The 18,759-nt window shown below is 74.7% G+C and carries 20 protein-coding genes; 13 read left to right on the top strand and 7 right to left on the bottom strand.

All coding sequences use genetic code 11. From position 1 onward, the window contains the following. Window positions 1–334, bottom strand: a 334-nt coding sequence (locus tag KMZ30_RS21260) for a peptidase inhibitor family I36 protein (RefSeq protein ID WP_215514472.1), incomplete at its 3' end; no start/stop codon positions are given. Between the two features lie 77 nt (window positions 335–411). Continuing rightward, complete coding sequence (locus KMZ30_RS21255; RefSeq protein ID WP_308279904.1) at window positions 412–1,245, bottom strand: peptidoglycan-binding protein; 834 nt, start codon at window positions 1,243–1,245, stop codon at window positions 412–414. 219 nt (window positions 1,246–1,464) lie between these two features. Here KMZ30_RS21255 and KMZ30_RS21250 point away from each other — a divergent pair, with 219 nt between their 5' ends. The 6 genes from KMZ30_RS21250 (at window position 1,465) to KMZ30_RS21225 (ending at window position 7,173) form a co-directional block, all read left to right on the top strand. After that, a complete protein-coding gene (locus KMZ30_RS21250; protein ID WP_215514471.1) occupies window positions 1,465–2,394 on the top strand; it encodes an ABC transporter ATP-binding protein in 930 nt (309 codons plus the stop codon). Beyond that, the gene (locus tag KMZ30_RS21245; protein WP_215514470.1) at window positions 2,394–3,248 is read left to right on the top strand and encodes an ABC transporter permease; all 855 of its coding nucleotides are present in this window, start codon (window positions 2,394–2,396) and stop codon (window positions 3,246–3,248) included. Before KMZ30_RS21250 ends, KMZ30_RS21245 begins: the two co-directional genes overlap by 1 nt. Then, the gene (locus KMZ30_RS21240; protein WP_308279903.1) at window positions 3,245–4,060 is read left to right on the top strand and encodes an ABC transporter permease; all 816 of its coding nucleotides are present in this window, start codon (window positions 3,245–3,247) and stop codon (window positions 4,058–4,060) included. The genes KMZ30_RS21245 and KMZ30_RS21240 overlap by 4 nt, the downstream gene beginning before the upstream one ends. A 40-nt stretch (window positions 4,061–4,100) precedes the next feature. Beyond that, window positions 4,101–5,042, top strand: coding sequence for a homocysteine S-methyltransferase family protein (locus KMZ30_RS21235; RefSeq protein WP_215514469.1), 942 nt, complete (start codon window positions 4,101–4,103; stop codon window positions 5,040–5,042). A gap of 260 nt (window positions 5,043–5,302) precedes the next feature. Further along, on the top strand, window positions 5,303–6,361 hold the full coding sequence (recA, locus tag KMZ30_RS21230; RefSeq protein ID WP_030529245.1) for a recombinase RecA: 1,059 nt from the start codon (window positions 5,303–5,305) through the stop codon (window positions 6,359–6,361). An 11-nt stretch (window positions 6,362–6,372) separates the two neighbouring features. After that, on the top strand, window positions 6,373–7,173 hold the full coding sequence (locus KMZ30_RS21225) for a regulatory protein RecX (RefSeq protein ID WP_215514468.1): 801 nt from the start codon (window positions 6,373–6,375) through the stop codon (window positions 7,171–7,173). Window positions 7,174–7,195: 22 nt separating this feature from the next. Here the strand turns inward: KMZ30_RS21225 and KMZ30_RS21220 are convergent, their stop codons facing one another. Both KMZ30_RS21220 and KMZ30_RS21215 read right to left on the bottom strand, forming a co-directional pair. Continuing rightward, window positions 7,196–7,606, bottom strand: coding sequence for a YccF domain-containing protein (locus KMZ30_RS21220; protein WP_215514467.1), 411 nt, complete (start codon window positions 7,604–7,606; stop codon window positions 7,196–7,198). Window positions 7,607–7,676: 70 nt separating this feature from the next. Continuing rightward, entirely contained in the window at window positions 7,677–8,102 is a 426-nt protein-coding gene (locus KMZ30_RS21215; RefSeq protein WP_215514466.1) for a hypothetical protein, read from the bottom strand. Between the two features lie 272 nt (window positions 8,103–8,374). Here KMZ30_RS21215 and KMZ30_RS21210 point away from each other — a divergent pair, with 272 nt between their 5' ends. The 5 genes from KMZ30_RS21210 to miaB are packed head-to-tail and all read left to right on the top strand — an operon-like array spanning window position 8,375 to window position 14,626. Continuing rightward, entirely contained in the window at window positions 8,375–9,922 is a 1,548-nt protein-coding gene (locus KMZ30_RS21210) for a circularly permuted type 2 ATP-grasp protein (RefSeq protein ID WP_215514476.1), read from the top strand. Further along, window positions 9,916–10,842 (top strand): alpha-E domain-containing protein, encoded by a 927-nt coding sequence (locus tag KMZ30_RS21205; RefSeq protein ID WP_215514465.1) that lies wholly within the window; start codon window positions 9,916–9,918, stop codon window positions 10,840–10,842. The genes KMZ30_RS21210 and KMZ30_RS21205 overlap by 7 nt, the downstream gene beginning before the upstream one ends. A 1-nt stretch (window position 10,843) precedes the next feature. Beyond that, on the top strand, window positions 10,844–11,683 hold the full coding sequence (locus tag KMZ30_RS21200) for a transglutaminase family protein (RefSeq protein WP_215520189.1): 840 nt from the start codon (window positions 10,844–10,846) through the stop codon (window positions 11,681–11,683). Between the two features lie 55 nt (window positions 11,684–11,738). After that, window positions 11,739–13,118 carry a DedA family protein gene (locus KMZ30_RS21195; RefSeq protein WP_215514463.1) on the top strand — a complete coding sequence of 460 codons (1,380 nt, stop codon included), beginning with the start codon at window positions 11,739–11,741 and terminating at the stop codon, window positions 13,116–13,118. Beyond that, a complete protein-coding gene (miaB, locus tag KMZ30_RS21190; protein ID WP_215514462.1) occupies window positions 13,115–14,626 on the top strand; it encodes a tRNA (N6-isopentenyl adenosine(37)-C2)-methylthiotransferase MiaB in 1,512 nt (503 codons plus the stop codon). The genes KMZ30_RS21195 and miaB overlap by 4 nt, the downstream gene beginning before the upstream one ends. Window positions 14,627–14,797: 171 nt before the next feature. On the opposite strand, the gene KMZ30_RS21185 is transcribed toward miaB, so the two are convergent. Both KMZ30_RS21185 and KMZ30_RS21180 read right to left on the bottom strand, forming a co-directional pair. Next, window positions 14,798–15,001, bottom strand: a complete 204-nt coding sequence (locus tag KMZ30_RS21185) for a hypothetical protein (protein ID WP_215514461.1) — start codon at window positions 14,999–15,001, stop codon at window positions 14,798–14,800. 179 nt (window positions 15,002–15,180) lie between these two features. Continuing rightward, window positions 15,181–15,372, bottom strand: a complete 192-nt coding sequence (locus KMZ30_RS21180; RefSeq protein WP_215514460.1) for an antitoxin — start codon at window positions 15,370–15,372, stop codon at window positions 15,181–15,183. 144 nt (window positions 15,373–15,516) lie between these two features. On the opposite strand from KMZ30_RS21180, the gene def reads away from it, so the two are divergent. Continuing rightward, window positions 15,517–16,155, top strand: a complete 639-nt coding sequence (gene def / locus KMZ30_RS21175) for a peptide deformylase (RefSeq protein ID WP_215514459.1) — start codon at window positions 15,517–15,519, stop codon at window positions 16,153–16,155. Further along, window positions 16,152–17,072 carry a tRNA (adenosine(37)-N6)-dimethylallyltransferase MiaA gene (miaA, locus tag KMZ30_RS21170; RefSeq protein ID WP_215514475.1) on the top strand — a complete coding sequence of 307 codons (921 nt, stop codon included), beginning with the start codon at window positions 16,152–16,154 and terminating at the stop codon, window positions 17,070–17,072. The genes def and miaA overlap by 4 nt, the downstream gene beginning before the upstream one ends. Here miaA and KMZ30_RS22580 read toward each other — a convergent pair. Next, window positions 17,069–18,748, bottom strand: a complete 1,680-nt coding sequence (locus KMZ30_RS22580; protein ID WP_215514458.1) for a helix-turn-helix domain-containing protein — start codon at window positions 18,746–18,748, stop codon at window positions 17,069–17,071. The two genes, miaA and KMZ30_RS22580, sit on opposite strands and share 4 nt — an antisense overlap. Window positions 18,749–18,759 lie beyond the last annotated feature (11 nt).

Genomic DNA, 18,759 nt, shown 5'->3' with positions numbered 1-18,759 from the left:
CGCCGGCGTAGCTGCTGTTGTAGTAGACGGTGACGCTCTTGCCGGTGCGGTTCCAGACGGAGGCGGCCTCGTTCTTGACGCAGAGCCCGTGGCCGGCCTTGGTGCCCTTGAAGTCGTAGCAGGACGGTTGGGTGGTGCCGTAGTCGGCGATCGAGGTGGTGAAGTCGCTGACGGCGCCGGCGTTGTCGCTGTTGTAGAACAGGCAGAACTCGCCGGTGTCGCAGACGCCGTCCCGGGCCGCGGCCTGGGCGGGGGCGCTCGCGGCGACGAACGCCGTCGTGGCGGTGAGGGCGGCCGCGGCGCTCGCCGCGACCTTCTTGAGGGTGGTGCTCATCACGTCCTCCTGACGCGGGGGTGGACGGGCGTCGCGGTCGCGGCCGCCCGGGGTCGGGGGAGCGGGTCCCCCGGGGGTCACGACAGTCGCTGGTACTCCTCCCAGGTGCGGATGGTGACGCGGGGCCCGTCGTCGGGGCCGCGGTTCGCGAGGCCGTTGCGGCCGAGGTGGTAGTCGCCGACCTGGTGCTGGGCGGCGCTCGAGAGGTCGGTGTCGCTCATCGCGACGGCGTGCACGTGCCAGGGCCAGTCGCCCTGCGCTGGCGAGCGCAGCCAGGCGGCGAAGCCGACCTCGCGCAGCGCGCGGACGACGCTCGTGCGGGCGGCCGAGCGGAGGGCCTCGGCGTCGAGGTCGAGGGTGCCGCCGCCGTCGTGGGTGCCGGCCGACGTCGGGTCGCCGCCGGGGTTGTAGGAGCCCTGCTCGACGACGAGGGTGCGCCCGGCGCGCGCCTCGGCCGCCCGCAGCATCGAGCGGGTCCTCGTGTTCACCGTGACGCCGCGGAAGGCGACCTTCGAGCCGGGGGAGAGCGGCCGCACGACGCTCCACCGGCCCTCGCCGAGGCGGGTGAGCGACGTACGCCCGGGCAGGCCGTTGGCCGCGAGCCCGGTGTACCCGAGCGAGCGCTGCCAGGCCGCGTACGCCGAGACCGTCAGGGTGCCGAAGTGGCCGTCGACGTAGGCGGGGTCGAGGAGCCCGCGGTCGGCGAGGGCGCGCTCGACGAGCCGCACGCTCGGGCCGGCGCCGGTCGTCAGGGCGCTGTCCGGGCGGCGCGGGTCGACCTGGGCGGCGAGGACGACGGCCTCCATGTCGACGCTGCCGGCGGCCGCGGCGCTCGGCGCGCCGAGCGCGAGACCGAGCGGGGCGAGCACCGCGCCGGTCAGGGCGGAGCGACGGGTGGGGCGGTGGGGCACGGGGTCCTCCTGGGGGCGGGGTGGTGCGGTGCCGCCACGCTGGTCGTCCGGGGCGGCGTCCGCGCGCCGACCGTGTCCCCGGACGGCCTGACACCCCGTGTCAGGCCCCTGACCTGCGCTGACACCGGCCGTGTCAGGAGCCCGGCCGTCCCCGTCCCGGCCGCCGGAGGCCGAAATCCGGTGCGCGCTCGTCGGAGGGCTCGGCTAGCGTCACCCCTCGTGACCGACGACGTGCTGCTGCGGGCCCGGGGCCTCACCAAGAGCTTCGGCGACTTCACGGCCGTCGACGGCATCGACGTCGAGGTGAAGCGGGGCGAGGCGTTCGGGTTCCTCGGCCCGAACGGTGCCGGCAAGTCCTCGACGATGAAGATGGTCGGCTGCGTCTCGCCGGTCTCCGGCGGCGAGCTGCGCATCCTCGGGATGGACCCCGCCGCCGACGGCGCCGCCATCCGCGCCCGGCTCGGCGTCTGTCCCCAGCAGGACATGCTCGACGAGGACCTCTCGGTCGAGGAGAACCTCTGGGTCTACGGGCGCTTCTTCGGCCTCTCCCGCCAGGAGGTCCGCGCCCGCACCGACGAGCTCCTCGACTTCGCGCAGCTGACCGAGCGCCGGCACGACCGCGTCGAGCCGCTGTCCGGCGGGATGAAGCGCCGGCTCACCATCGCGCGGGCGCTCGTCAACGACCCCGAGGTGCTCCTCCTCGACGAGCCGACGACCGGCCTGGACCCGCAGGCCCGGCACGTCCTCTGGGACCGCCTCTACCGGCTCAAGCGCGAGGGCGTCACGCTCATCATCACGACGCACTACATGGACGAGGCCGAGCAGCTGTGCGACCGGCTCGTCGTCATGGACCACGGCCGGATCGTCGCCGAGGGCAGCCCGCGCGAGCTCATCGAGGCCTACTCGACGCGCGAGGTCGTCGAACTGCGCTTCCCCGTCGACGAGCAGGAGCGGCACGTCGACGCCGCCCGCGCCGTGGCCGAGCGGGTCGAGGAGCTGCCCGACCGCCTGCTCGCCTACACCGCCGACGGCGACGAGACCCTCGCCCGGCTCCACGAGCGCGGCGTCCGCCCGCTGTCCTCGCTCGTGCGCCGCTCGACGCTCGAGGACGTCTTCCTCCACCTCACCGGCCGCTCGCTGGTCGACTGATGTCCGCGCCCACCGTCCCCGGACCTGCCGTCGCCGACGCCCCCAGCGGGCGCCTCGGCCCGGGCCCGCGCCGCCCCACGAGCCGCGGCGAGCGGCTCGGCGCGGTGATGGCCCACCACCTGTACGTCTACCGGCGCACGTGGAAGGGCTCGGTCATCGGGCGCTTCGTCTCGCCGCTGTTCTTCCTGCTCTCGATGGGCCTCGGCCTCGGCTCCCTCGTCGACGCCCGTGCCGGCGGGGTCGAGGGCCTGCCGTACCTGCGCTACGTCGTCCCCGGCATCGTCGCGATGCAGGCGATGATGCTCGCGTTCGGCGACTCGACCTACGCCGTCATGGGCTACATCAAGTGGAACCGGATGTACTCCGCGATGCTCTCGACGCCGCTGCGCGTCGGGGAGGTCCTCTGGGGGCACCTGCTCGTCGTCGCCGTGCAGCTCGGCGTCGCGACCGCGATCTTCCTGCTCGTCGCCGCGCCGTTCGGGGCGTTCGGGTCGTGGTGGGTGCTGCTCGCCGTCCCCGTCGCGGTCCTCACCGGGATGGCGTTCTCCGTCCCCACGTTCGCGCTCGCGGCCCGCCTCGAGGACGACAGCGGCTTCAGCATCCTCTTCCGGTTCGTCATGACGCCGCTCATGTTGTTCTCCGGCACCTTCTTCCCCGTCGACCAGCTGCCGGGGTGGATGCAGCCGCTCGCGTGGGTGACGCCGCTGTGGCACGGCGTCGAGCTCTCTCGCGACGCGTCCGAGGGCGTCTGGCCGGGCTGGGCCGGCGTCGGGCACCTCGGTGTGCTCGCCCTGTACGTGGTCGTCGGGGGCCTGCTCGCGCACCGGTCCTTCACCCGCAGGCTGCTGTCGTGAGCGCCGGCACGCTCGCACGCGCGGCGCGCGCCGTCCCCGCACCGGCCGGCATCGGGCTGGCGCGGTACGTCCTCATGCGCAACGTCGCGGCGTTCCGGCGCGCGTGGCTGCTGCTGCTCAGCGGGTTCGTCGAGCCGGTCTTCTACCTGTTCTCGATCGGGGTCGGCCTCGGGGCGCTGGTGCGCACGGTCACCACCGACTCCGGCGCGGTCGTGCCCTACGCCGAGTTCATCGCGCCCGCGCTGCTCGCGGCGTCGGCGATGAACGGGGCGATCGCCGACAGCACCTACAACGTGTTCTTCAAGCTGCGCTACCAGAAGCTCTACGACGCGATGCTCGCGACACCGCTCTCCCCGCGCGACATCGCCGTGGGCGAGATCCTCTGGTCGCTCTCGCGCGGGGCCCTCTACTCGGCGATGTTCCTCGTCGTCGCGTGGGTGGCCGGGCTCGTGCACTCGTGGTGGGCGCTGCTCGCCGTCCCGGCCGCGGTGCTCGTCGGGCTGGCCTTCGGGGCGGTCGGCATGTTCGCGACGACCTTCATGAGCTCGTGGCAGCACTTCGACTACGTCACGCTCGCGGTGCAGCCGATGTTCCTCTTCTCCGCGACGTTCTTCCCGCTCTCGACCTACCCGGACGCCGTGCAGTGGCTCGTCGGGCTGACCCCGCTCTACCACGGGGTCGCGCTCGAGCGCGGGCTGATGCTGGGGGAGGTGTCGTGGGGGCTGCTGTGGCACGTCGGCTACCTCGTCGTCCTCGGGGCCCTCGGGGTCTGGGGCACGGCCCGGCGCATCGCGACGCTGCTGCTCACCTGAGCCCTTCCCAGGCCGCACGGGGCGGAGGACACTGCGGGGGATGGAGACCACCACCGGGCCGCTCGCGGCCCTGCACGACCCCGCGCTCCGTGGCTTCGTCACCGACGGCGGCCTGGAGACCGACCTGATCTTCCACCACGGCGTCGACCTCCCGGAGTTCGCCGCCTTCCCCCTCGTCGAGGACCCGACCGGACGCGACCTGCTCGGGCGGTACTACGACGGGTACGCCGCCGTGGCGGCCGCCGCCGGTGCCGGGCTGCTGCTGGAGTCCCCGACCTGGCGGGCCAACCCCGACTGGGCGGCGCGGGTCGGCTACGACGTCGACGCGATGGTGCGCGCCAACGCCGCGGCGATCGCCCTGCTGCGGGGGCTGGCAGCGGGCTACGACGTCCCCGCCGTCCTCGTCGCGGGCCAGCTGGGCCCCCGGGGCGACGGCTACGTGGCGGGGGAGGCCCCGGACCCGGAGGAGGCCCGCGCCTACCACGCACCCCAGGTCCGGGCCTTCGCCGACGCGGGCGCCGACCTCGTCTCCGCGCTCACCCTGACCACCCCTGCCGAGGGCATCGGGGTGGTCCTCGCGGCGCGCGAGGCGGGCCTGCCCGTCTCGGTCGGGTTCACCGTCGAGACCGACGGGCGCCTGCCCGACGGGAGCGCGCTCGCCGACGCCGTGCGGGCGGTCGACGGGGTCGCCGCGCCGGACCACTACATGGTCAACTGCGCCCACCCGACGCACGTCCTGCCGGCGCTCGACGAGGGGGAGTGGGTGCGGCGGCTGCTCGGCACCCGGGTCAACGCCTCGACGATGAGCCACGCCGAGCTCGACGAGGCGGAGGAGCTCGACGACGGCGACCCGGACCGGCTCGCGGCGGACCAGATGCACGTGAGCCGTCGGCTCCCGGCGATGCGCGTGCTCGGTGGGTGCTGCGGCACCGACGTCCGGCACGTCGCGGCGATGTGGGGCGTCCCCGCACCGACCGGCTGAGGCCGGACCACGGTCCGGCGTGTCGCGGGCGTGTCCTGCGGGCGTCGAACACGTGTTCGCCTATGCTCGTCCACAGGTGGTGACCCCGGCAGCACTCGTCCACAGGTCCCACGGCGACCTGTGACCGGTGTCGGTGCCTCCACCTAGCGTCTGACCCAGACCTCGCGACGAGACCGACGGCGGGGGCCAGGTCGCCGGGAGGCGCGCTCGATGACGACACGAAGGACTGGTGTGACATGGCTGGATCCCGCGGAAGCGTGATGCCCAACCCGGTGGCCGCGGCCAACGGCAACGAGAAGGACAAGGCCATCGCCTCGGTGATGGCCCAGATCGAGAAGCAGCACGGCAAGGGTGCGGTCATGCGCCTCGGCGACGACGTCCGTCCGCCGATCGCCGTCATCCCCACCGGCTCGATCTCGCTCGACGTCGCGCTCGGCATCGGGGGCCTGCCCCGGGGCCGCGTCGTCGAGATCTACGGGCCGGAGTCCTCCGGTAAGACGACGGTCGCGCTGCACGCGGTCGCCAACGCGCAGAAGGCCGGCGGCATCGCGGCGTTCATCGACGCCGAGCACGCGCTCGACCCCGAGTACGCGAAGAAGCTGGGTGTCGACACCGACGCGCTGCTGGTCTCCCAGCCCGACACCGGTGAGCAGGCGCTCGAGATCGCCGACATGCTCATCCGCTCGGGCGCGCTCGACATCATCGTCATCGACTCCGTCGCGGCGCTCGTGCCCCGCGCCGAGATCGAGGGCGAGATGGGCGACAGCCACGTCGGCCTCCAGGCCCGCCTCATGTCGCAGGCGCTGCGCAAGATCACCGGTGCCCTCAACACGACCGGGACGACGGCGATCTTCATCAACCAGCTGCGCGAGAAGATCGGCGTCATGTTCGGCTCGCCCGAGACGACGACCGGTGGCAAGGCGCTCAAGTTCTACGCGTCGGTCCGCCTCGACGTCCGCCGCATCGAGACCCTCAAGGACGGCACCGACCCGGTCGGCAACCGCACCCGCTGCAAGGTCGTCAAGAACAAGGTGAGCCCGCCGTTCAAGCAGGCCGAGTTCGACATCCTTTACGGGCAGGGCATCTCCCGCGAGGGTGGCCTCATCGACATGGGCGTCGAGCACGGCTTCGTCCGCAAGGCCGGCGCCTGGTACACGTACGACGGCGACCAGCTCGGGCAGGGCAAGGAGAACGCGCGCGCGTTCCTCAAGGACAACCCGGAGCTCTCCGACGAGCTCGAGCGCAAGATCAAGGAGAAGCTCGGGGTCGGGGTCAAGCCCGAGCTCGAGGCCGTGCCGGACGTGCCGGTCGACTTCTGAGGTCCACGCCGATGGCGTTCAGCGACGGATCGGCCCCGCCGCCCGAGTGGGCGGTGGGGCCGTCCCCGTCCCTCGACGACCTCCGCGCGCTCATCGAGGGCGACGGCGACCCGCTGACCACCGGGTCGCCGGGCTCCGCGGGGTCCTCGGGGGGAGCGTGGACCCCGCCGGAGGGTGACGGCGCGCGCGAGGAGAGCAGCGGGGAGGTGCGCGGCGGGCCGCGCGGGCGCGGTGGCCGGTCCCGGGGTCGCCGGGCCGAGGGGCGCGGGGGCCGGGCCGGCTCCCGGCCCGCCGACCCCGAGGCCGACCCGCGGACCCGGGGCAGCGAGCCGGACCCGCACGACTGGGCCCGGCAGATCGTGCTGCGCCAGCTCACGGCGGCGCCGCGCAGCCGTCACCAGCTCGAGGACGTGCTGCGGCGCAAGGACTGCCCCGACGACGTCGCGGCGGCCGTCCTCGACCGGATGGAGGAGGTCGGCCTCGTCGACGACGACGCCTACGCCGGGATGCTCGTCCGCTCCCAGCAGGCGGGGCGCGGCCTGGCCCGGCGAGCGCTGCGGCAGGAGCTGCGGCGCAAGGGAGTCGACGACGACACCGCCGCGGCGGCCATCGCCCAGGTCGACCCGCACGACGAGGAGGACCGGGCGCGCGCACTCGTCGCGAAGAAGATGCGCACGATGCACGGCCTGGAGCCGCACGTCCAGACCCGACGCCTCGCCGGGATGCTCGCGCGCAAGGGCTACGACGCCGAGGTGACGATGCGCGTCGTGCGCGAGGCGGTCCGCGAGGCGCCGGAGCACCGGCGGGACTGACTCCCGCGGATCCGTCGCCGGCTCAGAGCGAGTGCAGCGGGCGACGGCCGGGCGGCAGCGCGTCCGTCGGCACGATCTCCTTGCCGTACGGCACGAGCGAGACCGGCAGCATCTTGAGGTTGGCGATTGCCAGCGGGATACCGATGATCGTCACCGCCTGCGCGACGGCGGTCATCAGGTGGCCGAGTGCCAGCCACCAGCCGGCGAGCACGATCCACACGACGTTGAGCAGCACGGACCCCGTTCCGGCGCCGGGCTTCTGGACCACCGCGCGGCCGAACGGCCACAGGGCGTAGCTGGCCATCCGGAAGGACGCGACGCCCAGCGGGAACGTCACGACGAGGACGCAGAGCACGACCCCGGCCAGGGCGTAGCCGAGGGCCAGCCAGAGGCCCCCGAAGACGAACCAGATGATGTTGAGCAGCGTGCGCACGCCTGTCCTCTCGTCGGTACCGGGTGCAACGGGCGCGCTGGCCGGAGCGTTCCGTCGGCCGCACCGGCGGTCAGCAGTACTCGAGCGCGTCGAGCACCCGGGCGTCGGACGACCTCGAGTACGTCAGCTTCGCGCGGAGGACGTCGCGTTCGACGAAGCGTGCGGCGGCCTCGCCCGGCGACTGCACGACGACGAGGCGCGCCGCGGGGAACCGGTCGGCGAAGCCCGCGGCGTCGGCCCACCGGGTGGCGTGCTCGCGGACGTCGGCGACACCGTCGGAGCCGGCCACGCCGTCCGGCACACCTGAGTTCACCGACCCTCCCGGGCACGAGACGACGGTCGGGGCGGGAGAGGTCACCGTGCCCACCGCCTCACCCGAGCCGGAGCACCCGCCGAGTGCGCACGCCACGGCCAGCGAGGCGGCAGCGGCGGGGCGCCCGGCTCGTCGCCGGGCAGCGGGGAGGAGCGGCACCGGCCCCCCGACGAGCTCTCCCATGCGCGCGAGGCTACCCGCGGGGGCGAGCCGGTGGGAGGCCTCAGGGGATCCTGCGCGATCACCCTGCAGCTGCCGGGGCATCCGGCAACGACACCGGCGGGGGCGGCACGGTCGGTCGACGGCACAGGACCCCGGAAACACGGCCGAGACACGCTCGTGATGACACGGTCACCGATTCGCCCTAGGTTCGGCCCGTGACCGAGCCGACCAGCACCGAGGCCGCGGAGAGCCTGTTCGACGGCTACCGGCTCGGCGGCGGGCCGTGGGACGAGATGCTCGCGGGCCCGCAGGAGCCGAGGACCCCGTACAAGGCCGTCTTCCACACCTTGCGCTCGACGACGGGGACGACGCTGCGCGAGCGGGCCGACATCCTCGCGCGCTCCTACCTCGACCAGGGCGTGACGTTCGACTACGCCGGGGAGGAGCGGCCCTTCCCGCTCGACGCCGTGCCGCGGGTCATCAGCGCCCACGAGTGGCAGGTCATCGAGTCCGGTGTGCAGCAACGGGTCACGGCGCTCGAGTCGTTCCTCGACGACATCTACTCGCGCGAGGGCGAGATCCCGCGCGCGGTGCACGAGGGCATCCTCCCGTGGCGCCTCATCGCCAGCTCGAGCCACTACCACCGCGCGGTCATGGGCATCCGCCCGACGAACGGCGTGCGCGTGCACGTCTCCGGGGTCGACCTCATCCGCGACGAGCAGGGCACCTTCCGCGTCCTCGAGGACAACGTCCGTGTGCCGTCGGGCGTCAGCTACGTCATCGCCAACCGGCGCGCGATGGCCAACGTCTTCCCCGAGGCGTTCGCGACGATGCGCATCCGGCCGGTGCACGACTACCCGCGGATGCTCCTCGACGCCCTGCGTGCGGCCGCCCCCGACGGTGCCGGCGACCCGACGGTCGTCGTCCTCACCCCGGGCGTCTTCAACAGCGCCTACTTCGAGCACGCCCTCCTCGCGCGGATGATGGGCGTCGAGCTCGTCGAGGGCCGCGACCTCGTGTGCGTCGGCGGGCAGGTGCGGATGCGCACGACGACCGGTGACCGGCCGGTCGACGTCATCTACCGCCGCGTCGACGACGAGTTCATCGACCCCGTGCACTTCCGCGGCGACTCCGTCCTCGGGGCGGCCGGGCTCGTCTCGGCGATGCGCGCCGGCCGCGTCACGGTCGCGAACGCGATCGGCAACGGCGTCGCCGACGACAAGCTCATCTACAGCTACCTGCCCGACCTCATCCGCTTCTACCTCGACGAGGACCCGATCCTCCCCAACGTCGACACCTACCGCTGCGCCGACGACGCCGGCCTCGAGCACGTGCTCGCGCACCTCGACGAGATGGTCGTCAAGCCGGTCGACGGCTCCGGCGGCAAGGGCCTCGTCGTCGGCCCGCGCGCCGACGGCGCGACCCTCGACCGGCTCCGCGAGGCGATCCGCACCGACCCCCGGGGCTGGATCGCGCAGCCGGTCGTCCAGCTCTCGACGGTGCCCACGCTCATCGGCGGCCGGCTCGCACCCCGCCACGTCGACCTGCGCCCGTTCGCCGTCAACGACGGTGAGCGGGTGCGGGTCCTGCCCGGCGGCCTGACCCGCGTCGCGCTCCCGGAGGGCGAGCTCGTCGTCAACTCCAGCCAGGGCGGCGGCTCGAAAGACACCTGGGTCCTCTCCGACCGCCGCGCCGTGCCGCCGACGTCGACCGCGCACCCGGACAACCGCGAGGTCGTCGTCATGAGCGCCCCGACCGCCTCGCTCGAGGACAGCATGCGCGCCCAGCAGCAACAGCAGCAACAGGGCCGACCGACCGACGGGGGTGCAGCCGGATGCTGAGCCGGATCGCGGAGTCGCTGTTCTGGATCGGTCGCTACACCGAGCGCGCCGACGGGACCGCGCGCATCGTCGACGTGCTCCGCCTCCAGCTGCTCGAGGACCCCGTGGCCGTCGAGTCCGAGGCCGCGCACACCGTCCTCTCGGTGATCATGGGCCTGCCGCACGAGGGGTCGGTGTCCTTCGACGACGTCGGCGCGTCGCTCGTGTTCGACCGGTCGAACCCGAGCTCGATCAGCGGGGCGTGGTTCGCCGCCCGCGAGAACGCCCGCCGGGCCCGCGAGACCCTCTCGACCGAGCTGTGGGAGGGCATCAACACGACGTGGCACCGGTGGAACGGCTTCGGCCGCGCGGCCGTCACCGAGCGGCACCTGTCGTGGGTGCGCGAGCGCGCCGCGTTCGTCGCCGGCATCGCCGACTCGACGATGTCGCACGACGAGGCCTGGGACTTCCTCGTCCTCGGGCGCAGCATCGAGCGCGCCGACATGACCGCGCGCCTCGTCGCCACCGGCGGCCTCCCGGGCGGGGGCGCGCCGTGGTCGGTGGTCCTGTCGAGCTGCGGTGCGCAGCAGGCGTTCATGCGCAGCCAGCGGGGTCTGCTCAGCGACGACCGGGCCGCAGCCTTCCTCGTCCTCGACCGCGAGTTCCCCCGGTCGGTGTTCTTCTCGCTGCTCGAGGCCGAGCGCCGGCTCGAGGCGCTCTCGCCCCCGCAGGCCGAGCGCATCGGCGTCTCGGACGAGGCGCGCCGCCAGCTCGGCCGGGTACGCACCTCCCTCGAGTACCGCTCGACGGGCGAGGTCATCGCCGACCTGCCCGCGCAGATGCTCCGCGTGCAGTCCGCCGTGACCGCTGCGTCGACCGCCATCGCGGCCCGGTACTTCCAGTCCGGCCCGCTGCCCACCTGGTCGAGGGACGTGGTCTGACGTGCGCCGCTACCGCATCGTGCACACGACGTCGCTCGTCTACGACGGCCCGGTCCGCGCCGCCCACAACGAGCTGCGGATGACCCCGCCGAACGAGGCCGGGCAGACGACGCTCGAGAACCGCATCCGCATCCGGCCGATGACGTGGAGCCACGTCTACCGCGACCACTGGGGCGCGCGCGTCATGGCGATGGAGAGCCTCGCCCAGCACGACCGCCTCGACATCGAGGCGATCTCGACCGTGGAGCGGTCGGCCGCACCGCTCCCCGCGGCGACGTGCACCTGGGCGACCGTGCGCGACGCCGCCGTCCAGGACCGGCTCTACGAGTGGCTCATGGTCTCCGACCGCACCCGGGTGGGCGACGGCATCGCCGAGCTCGTCGACGCGGTCCGGGGCCTCGACTCGCCGCGCGCGGCCGCGGACGAGATCTGCGGGCGGGTCCGCGAGGCGATGGAGTACCGCCCCGGCGCGACGGCCGTGCACAGCACCGGTGAGGAGGCCTGGCGCGAGCGGGCCGGCGTCTGCCAGGACTTCGCCCACATCACCATCGGCGCCCTGCGGGCCCTCGGCATCCCCGCGCGGTACGTCTCCGGCTACCTCGTGCCGCGGCGGGACCTCGAGGTCGGTGAGAGCGCGACCGGCGAGAGCCACGCGTGGGTCGAGCTCTGGGACGACGCGTGGGTGCCGGCCGACCCGACGAACGGCACGACGGTCGCGGACGACCACGTCGTCGTCGCGCGCGGGCGCGACTACGACGACGTCCCGCCGTTCAAGGGCATCTACTCCGGCCGGGCCACGGCCTCGCTCGAGGTCCGGGTCGCCTTCACGCGGCTCGCCTAGGCCGGGCGGCCCGGAGGCCTCCCGCGGGCGGGCCGGCGCGTGCCACGCTGGCCCCGTGCTGACCGACGCCCTCGGCTCGCTGCCCGCGTGGCCCCTCGCGGTGCTGCTCGCCGCGTCGGTGCTCGCCGAGTCCGGCACCGTCGTCGGGATGCTCCTGCCGGGCACGACGGCCGTCATCGGCCTCGGGGTGCTCGCCGGCGTGGGCGCGGTCCCGGCCCCGGTCGTCTACGCGCTCGCCGTCGCGGCCGCGGTCGCCGGCACCTCCCTCGGCTGGCGCTCCGGGCGTGACGGCGGCGCCGCCGTGCGCACCTCGAGGCTGGGGCAGCGCGTCGGCGAGAGCAGGTGGGCCCTCGCCGACGACCTGCTCGCCCGGCGCGGGACGCAGGCCGTGGTCGTCGCCCAGTTCGTCGTCGTCGCGCGCACGCTCGTGCCCCGCATCATCGGGATGTCGGGCACGCCGTGGCAGCGCTTCGCACGGGCCAGCGTCCCCGCGGCCACGGCCTGGGCGGTCTCGCTCACGCTCCTGGGGCACCTCGCCGGCTCGAGCTGGGACGCGGTGAGCGCCCTCCTCGGGCGGGCCATGGTGTCCGTGGCGGTCCTCACCGGCCTCGTCCTCGGCCTCACGTGGCTCGGGCGCACGGTCGCGATGCACCCGGAGTGGCGGTCGGCGCCCGCGGCGCGCGGCGCGCAGGCGGCCTCCACCCTCGTCCGCCGGCGCGTCGAGCGCCGGACCTCCGCCCTGGCCGGCGGGCGCGCGGCGCAGGTGGTGTCGGGTCTCGTGTGGGTCGTGGCCGCCGTGCTCGTCGGCGTGCTGACGACGGCCGTCGTCGCCTTCGCGGTGGGGCGCACCGGCCTGCGCTCGCTCGACGAGCCCGTCGGCGCGTGGTTCGCCGCGCACGCCTCGGGCGCCGCGACGGACGCCGCCGACACCGTCGTCCACGTGCTGCGCACACCGTTCGTCGTCGGCGCGGCGGTGCTCGTGGCCCTCGTCGTCCTCTCCCGCTCGGTGCCAGGCGCCGAGGCGCGGGTGCGGGCGGTCGTCGGGGTCGGTGGGCTGGTCGCCCTGGCCGTCGCGACGAAGTGGGCGGCGGACGCCGTGCGCGGGCCGGCCGAGCTGGGGGAGGCCCGCTACCTCTTCCTCAACCAGCTGCCGGTGGTCCTCACCGCCCTCGTGCTCGCGGTCGTCCTCGCGTCCCCGGTCCTGCCGTGGGCCGGGCGGGTGGCGGCGTGGACGGCCGCCGCCGCCGTGGTCCTCGTCCTCGTCGGCGCGCGGCTCGTCGTCGGCTACTCGACGGCGAGCGAGGTCGTGCTGGCGCTCGGCGTGGGGCTGGCGTGGGCGGCGCTGCTCGCCGCCGCGGTCCGGCCGCCGAGCGCGCCGGCCGACGCCGGCGTGACCGAGCCCGCCGGGGCGCCGCGTACCCTTGACGGGCCATGACTGCTGCCAAGACCTACGACGTGCGCACCCACGGGTGCCAGATGAACGTCCACGACTCCGAGCGCCTCGCGGGCCTGCTCGAGACCGCCGGCTACGTCGACCTCGCGAGCGTCCCGGACGCGGAGCGGCCCGACGTCGCCGACGTCGTCGTGTTCAACACCTGCGCGGTGCGCGAGAACGCCGACAACAAGCTCTACGGCAACCTCGGGCAGCTGCGGCCGGCCAAGACCGCCAACCCGGACCTCCAGATCGCCGTCGGCGGCTGCATGGCGCAGAAGGACCGCGACACGATCGTCCAGCGCGCCCCGTGGGTCGACGTCGTGTTCGGCACGCACAACATCGGCAGCCTGCCGGCCCTGCTGGACCGCGCCCGGCACAACAAGCGCGCCGAGGTCGAGATCCTCGAGTCGCTCGAGACCTTCCCCTCGACCCTCCCGACCCGGCGTGACTCCGCGTTCGCCGGCTGGGTGTCGATCTCGGTGGGCTGCAACAACACCTGTACGTTCTGCATCGTCCCGAGCCTGCGCGGCAAGGAGCAGGACCGTCGCCCCGGCGACGTCCTCGCCGAGATCGAGGCCCTCGTCGCGCAGGGCGTCGTCGAGGTGACGCTGCTCGGCCAGAACGTCAACACCTACGGCGTCGAGTTCGGAGACCGCCTCGCGTTCGGCAAGCTCCTGCGCGCCTGCGGCGAGATCGACGGCCTCGAGCGCGTGCGCTTCACGAGCCCGCACCCGGCGGCCTTCACCGACGACGTCATCGACGCGATGGCGCAGACGCCGAACGTCATGCCGAGCCTGCACATGCCGCTGCAGTCCGGGTCCGACCGGGTGCTCAAGGCGATGCGCCGCAGCTACCGCAGCGAGAAGTTCCTCGGGATCATCGACCGCGTGCGCGCGGCCATCCCCGACGCCGCGATCACCACCGACCTCATCGTCGGCTTCCCCGGCGAGACCGAGGAGGACTTCGCCGAGACGCTGCGCGTCGTCGAGGCCTCGCGCTTCTCGAGCGCGTTCACCTTCCAGTACTCCATCCGTCCCGGCACGCCGGCCGCGACGATGGAGGACCAGGTCCCGAAGGCCGTCGTCCAGGAGCGGTTCGAGCGGCTCATCGAGCTCCAGGAGCGCGTGTCCTGGGCGGAGAACCGGACGCTCGAGGGCCGCGAGGTCGAGGTCCTCGTCGCCCCCGGCGAGGGGCGCAAGGACGGGGAGACGGCCCGGATGAGCGGTCGCGCGCGCGACAACCGCCTCGTGCACTTCGCCGTGCCGGACGGCGCCGAGCGGCCGCGTCCCGGGGACGTCGTGACCGTGGGCGTCACCTACGGTGCCCCGCACCACCTCGTGGCCGACAGCGGCGTGCAGGGCGGGACCTACCGGCTGCGCCGCACGGCGGGCGGCGACGCGTGGTCGGCGCTCCAGGACGCGCCCGTGCCCGGCAAGCCGGCGGTGTCGCTCGGGATGCCCGGCGTGGGTCGCCCGGCCCCGGTTGCGGCCCCGGCCTGCTCCGCCTGAGCGCCGGGGGCGTTGTGCGCCCCTGACGCGACGCGGGTCGAGGTGAAACCCGACCACCTGAGCGTCGCCTTTCACCTCGACCGCAGTGGGGGAGCTGGAGCCGAGGTTAAACCCGACCACCACGGGGTCGCTGTTCACCTCGACCGCGGTGGGGCGGCCGAGCGTCGCGGCTCAGACGAGGGTCGCGACGAGCCAGCCGGCCCCGGCGCACACGGCGAGCACGGCGGCGAGTCCCCCGACGACCCGCAGCGCGGACCGGCGCCGACGCGTCACGACGGCCTGCTCCGCCTGCGTGGACCTCACGGCGTCGTACAGCGGCGTCGGGTCGAAGGGCTCGATGTCGAGCTTCGGCAGACCGGAGTGCCAGTGCGACACGGAGGATCCTCTCGTCGGGATGGGGGAGCGGCCTGTCGACCATAGGGCCCGCAGCGGGTCGTTCGCGCCGGATCCGGGCCCGCGACACGGGTCTTGACCGAACCCCGAGAAGACCGTGACCGAACGGACGAGACCCCCGACCGGTCGTTCGGTCGGGGGTCCCGCGGCCGCGGTTCGGCTCAGCGTCCGCCGATCGCCTCGTCGGCCCGGGTCTGCGCGCTGTCGACCTGGTCGGCGTACTTGCCGCCGGTCAGCGAGTCGACGGCGTCGCCGCCGCGCTCGATGGCCTGGTCGCTCAGCGACTCGACCTGGTCCGGGTGCTGCTCGGCCAGCTCGGTGAGCTTCTCCTTGGCACTGTCGAGGAATCCCATCGGCGACCTCCTTCCGTCTCGGGGACAGGGCGCGCCCGCGACGGGGCGCCCCTCCAGTGGACACCCGGGGGTGCCCGCCGCGCCAGCCCTTTCCGTCCCGGGTGCGGTGCGGGCCGGTCGGCGCACTCTGGAAGAATCGCGCGCATGGCCATCCGACCCGTCGTCATCTGTGGCGACCCCGTGCTCCACCGACGCGCCGAGCCCGTCGAGGTCATCGACGACGGCATCCGCGAGCTCGTCGCCGACATGTACGAGACGATGGACGCCGCGCGCGGCGTCGGCCTCGCGGCCCCCCAGATCGGCGTCGGCCTGCGGATCTTCACCTGGCAGCTCGGCAACGAGGACGGCATCCCGGCCCGCGGGGTCGTCATCAACCCCTACCTCGTCCCCGCCAAGGCGGTGCCCGGCGACCCCGACCCGCACGACGAGTCCGAGGGCTGCCTCTCGGTGCCCGGCGAGGCCTACCCGCTGCGCCGCGGCGAGAGCGCCGTCCTCACCGGCCAGGACCTCGACGGCTCCGAGCTGCGCTACGAGGCCACCGGGTGGTTCGCCCGGATGCTCCAGCACGAGTACGACCACCTCAACGGCTTCCTCTACGTCGACCGGCTCCAGGGCAAGTGGGCCCGCCGCGCGAAGAAGGCGGTCAAGGCCAACGGCTGGGGCGTCCCCGGTCTCTCGTGGATGCCGGGCGAGGACCGCGACCCGTTCGGCCACGACGACGTCGACGACGACGGGCTCGACGCCGAGGGCGGCGGCCACGACCACGGGGACGAGGCCCGCTGAGCCCGGCGCCGCCCGTCGTCGCCGTCGTCGGGGCCACGGCCACCGGCAAGTCCGGCCTCGGGGTCGCGCTCGCGCACCGGCTCGGTGGTGAGGTCGTGTCCGCCGACGCCTCGCAGCTCTACCGCGGGATGGACGTCGGCACGGCCAAGCTGACCCTCGCCGAGCGCGAGGGCGTGCCGCACCACCAGCTCGACGTCCTCGACATCGTGGAGGAGGCGAGCCTCGCGGCCTACCAGCGGGAGGCACGCGCCGACCTCGAGGCGGTGCTCGGCCGGGGGCGGGTGCCCCTCCTCGTCGGCGGCTCTGGCCTCTACGTCCGGGCGGCGCTCGACCGGCTCGAGATCCCGCCGACCGACCCCGAGGTCCGGGCGGCGCTGCAGGCCCGCGCCGACACCGAGGGCACGCCGGCGCTGTTCGACGAGCTGGCGGTGCTCGACCCCGCGGCCGCGGCCGCCATCGAGCCGAACAACACCCGGCGGGTCGTGCGCGCGCTCGAGGTCGTCCGGCTGACCGGCCGGCCGTTCAGCGCGACGATGCCCACCCGTGAGCTGTTGCGCCCCACCGTGATCGTCGGTCTGCGGGTGCCCCGCGCCGAGCTCGACGCCCGCATCGCCCGGCGCACCCGGGCGATGTTCGACGGCGGCCTCGTCGAGGAGGCGCGCGGCCTCGTGGAGCACGGGCTGCGCGAGGGCCGCACCGCGAGCCGGGCGGTCGGCTACGCGCAGGCGCTCGCGGTCCTCGACGGCAGGTCGACGCTCGAGGAGGCGGTCGAGGACACCGCGCTGCGCACCCGGCGCCTCGTGCGCCGCCAGGAGTCGTGGTTCGGCGCGGACCCGCGCATCCACTGGCTCGACGCGACCGGCCCCCGGTTGCTCGACGAGGCCCTCGCGCTCGTCGAGCGGGCGGCGACGGCCTAGAGGATCCCGGCCCGCGCGGCGTGGGCGACGGCCGCAGCGCGCGTCGGCTCACCGAGGCGGGTGAGGATGTTGGCCACGTGGCGGTGCACGGTGTGCTCGCTGAGCACCAGGGACGCCGCGATCTGCCCGGTGCTCCGGCCCTCCGCGACGAGCCGGAGCACCTCGAGCTCACGCGTCGTCAGCGACCCCGGGTCGCGTCGGCGGGGCGCCGCGAGGACGTCGCGGGCGGCGGCGAGACGCTCGGGGGCCTCGACCTCCTCGAGGGTGGCGACGGCCGCCTGCACCTCCATCTCGGCTGCGAGCGGCTCGTCGCCGAGCAGGCGGGCGAGCGCCAGGCGCGCCTCGGCCTCGTCGACCGGCAGGCCCGCGCGGTGGAACGCCCTGGCCGCGGCACGCCACGCCGCGCGCGCGCCCCGCGGGTCGCGGTTCGGCCCTCCCGCGACGAGAGCCCGGGCCGCCGCCGCCGCTGCCCGGAGTGCGTCCGTCCCGACGCCCTCGGCGATGCCCATGAGCTCGTCCCGGGCGGCCCCCGCCGCGCCGGCGTCGCCGACGGCCACGGCGCACCGCACCACCGGCAGCAGGACGGTGCCCCGGGCGAGCCGGTCGTCGACGGGCACGTCGTCGAGCACGTCCGCGGCGAGGGTCCACGCGGCCGACGCCTCGCCGCGTTCGAGGTGCACGAGCGCGCGGCCGACGAGGGCCTGCGCGGCGTAGCCGGCCTGCGCGTACAGGGCGTCGGCCTCGTCGAGCCGCCCTTGCCGACGGCGCAGGTGAGCGAGCTGTACGACGGCGTCGGTACGCGTCGCTCGCCGCGAGCCGTGCATCCGCTCGATGGCCGCCACGAGCTCGCGCTCCGCGTCGATCCAGTGCCCGCTCGCGAGCCGCACCGAGGCGTGGTGGATGCGGCACGCAGTGAGCAGCGGCGCAAGGTCGTGCTCCCGGCACAGCGCGTCGACCCGCTCGCACCACTCGAGGGCCCGGGGCAGGTCCTGGGCCTGGCGGCAGGCGACGACGAGCCAGCAGCAGACCTTCCCCGCCCACATGAGGTCGGGCAGCTCACCGGTGAGCGCGGCCGCCACTGCGGCGTCGAGCCGCTGCATGCCCGCCTGCAGCCCCCCGCGCAGCACGTCGTCGAGCCCGAGCAGGCCCTCGCCGACTACCGCCAGGTCTGCCCGCCCGAGCGCGTGCCCGAGGTCCACGGCCTCGCGCGCTGCCCGGTGCGCGACGTCCGGGCGGTGGGTCACCTGGAGGGCGAGCTCGGCCTCCCGCATGGCCAGCCAGCCGTGCTCCGGACCGGCCTCCGGCAGCCCGTCGAGGAGGGCCCGGGCCCGGCCCAACCACCCGAGGGCCACCGCGGACCCCTGTCCGAAGAGGGCGGCGTCGTAGCCGAGGGTCGCCGCCGCGGTGGCGGCGGAACGCAGGTCGCCGGCCTCGCGCGCGGCCCGGTAGGCGCTCTCGCGGGCGGCGAGGCAGGAGGGGCCGTCGTCGAGCCACCACTGCGCAGTGGCGACACCGTTCCACGCCTCCGCGTCGGTGGCGTCGACGCGGAGGAGGGCGGCGAACCCGTCCCGGGCCTCCACCCAGCGGGCCCCGGCGAGGGCCTCGCCCGCGGCGTCCCGGCCGTCCCCCGTCGCGTCGGCGGGGGACGGCTCTGGGCCGGGCGGGGGCGGGGTCACGGGTCCAGCGT

It is taken from the genome of Phycicoccus mangrovi, from assembly GCF_018729305.1.
Classification (GTDB): domain Bacteria; phylum Actinomycetota; class Actinomycetes; order Actinomycetales; family Dermatophilaceae; genus Phycicoccus; species Phycicoccus jejuensis.
Note: the sequence above shows the minus strand (reverse complement) of the source record. Positions and strands in the feature narration are given on the sequence as shown.

Bases quoted from the DNA above. Each gene is read 5' to 3' on its own strand.
- KMZ30_RS21210 (WP_215514476.1), top strand. From the start codon at position 8,375: ATGCTCGCGGGCCCGCAGGAGCCGAGGACCCCGTACAAGGCCGTCTTC.
- def (WP_215514459.1), top strand. From the start codon at position 15,517: ATGGCCATCCGACCCGTCGTCATCTGTGGCGACCCCGTGCTCCACCGA.
- KMZ30_RS21225 (WP_215514468.1), top strand. From the start codon at position 6,373: ATGGCGTTCAGCGACGGATCGGCCCCGCCGCCCGAGTGGGCGGTGGGG.
- KMZ30_RS21180 (WP_215514460.1), bottom strand. From the start codon at position 15,372: ATGGGATTCCTCGACAGTGCCAAGGAGAAGCTCACCGAGCTGGCCGAG.
- KMZ30_RS21235 (WP_215514469.1), top strand. From the start codon at position 4,101: ATGGAGACCACCACCGGGCCGCTCGCGGCCCTGCACGACCCCGCGCTC.
- miaB (WP_215514462.1), top strand. From the start codon at position 13,115: ATGACTGCTGCCAAGACCTACGACGTGCGCACCCACGGGTGCCAGATG.
- KMZ30_RS21205 (WP_215514465.1), top strand. From the start codon at position 9,916: ATGCTGAGCCGGATCGCGGAGTCGCTGTTCTGGATCGGTCGCTACACC.
- recA (WP_030529245.1), top strand. From the start codon at position 5,303: ATGCCCAACCCGGTGGCCGCGGCCAACGGCAACGAGAAGGACAAGGCC.
- KMZ30_RS21245 (WP_215514470.1), top strand. From the start codon at position 2,394: ATGTCCGCGCCCACCGTCCCCGGACCTGCCGTCGCCGACGCCCCCAGC.
- KMZ30_RS21215 (WP_215514466.1), bottom strand. From the start codon at position 8,102: ATGGGAGAGCTCGTCGGGGGGCCGGTGCCGCTCCTCCCCGCTGCCCGG.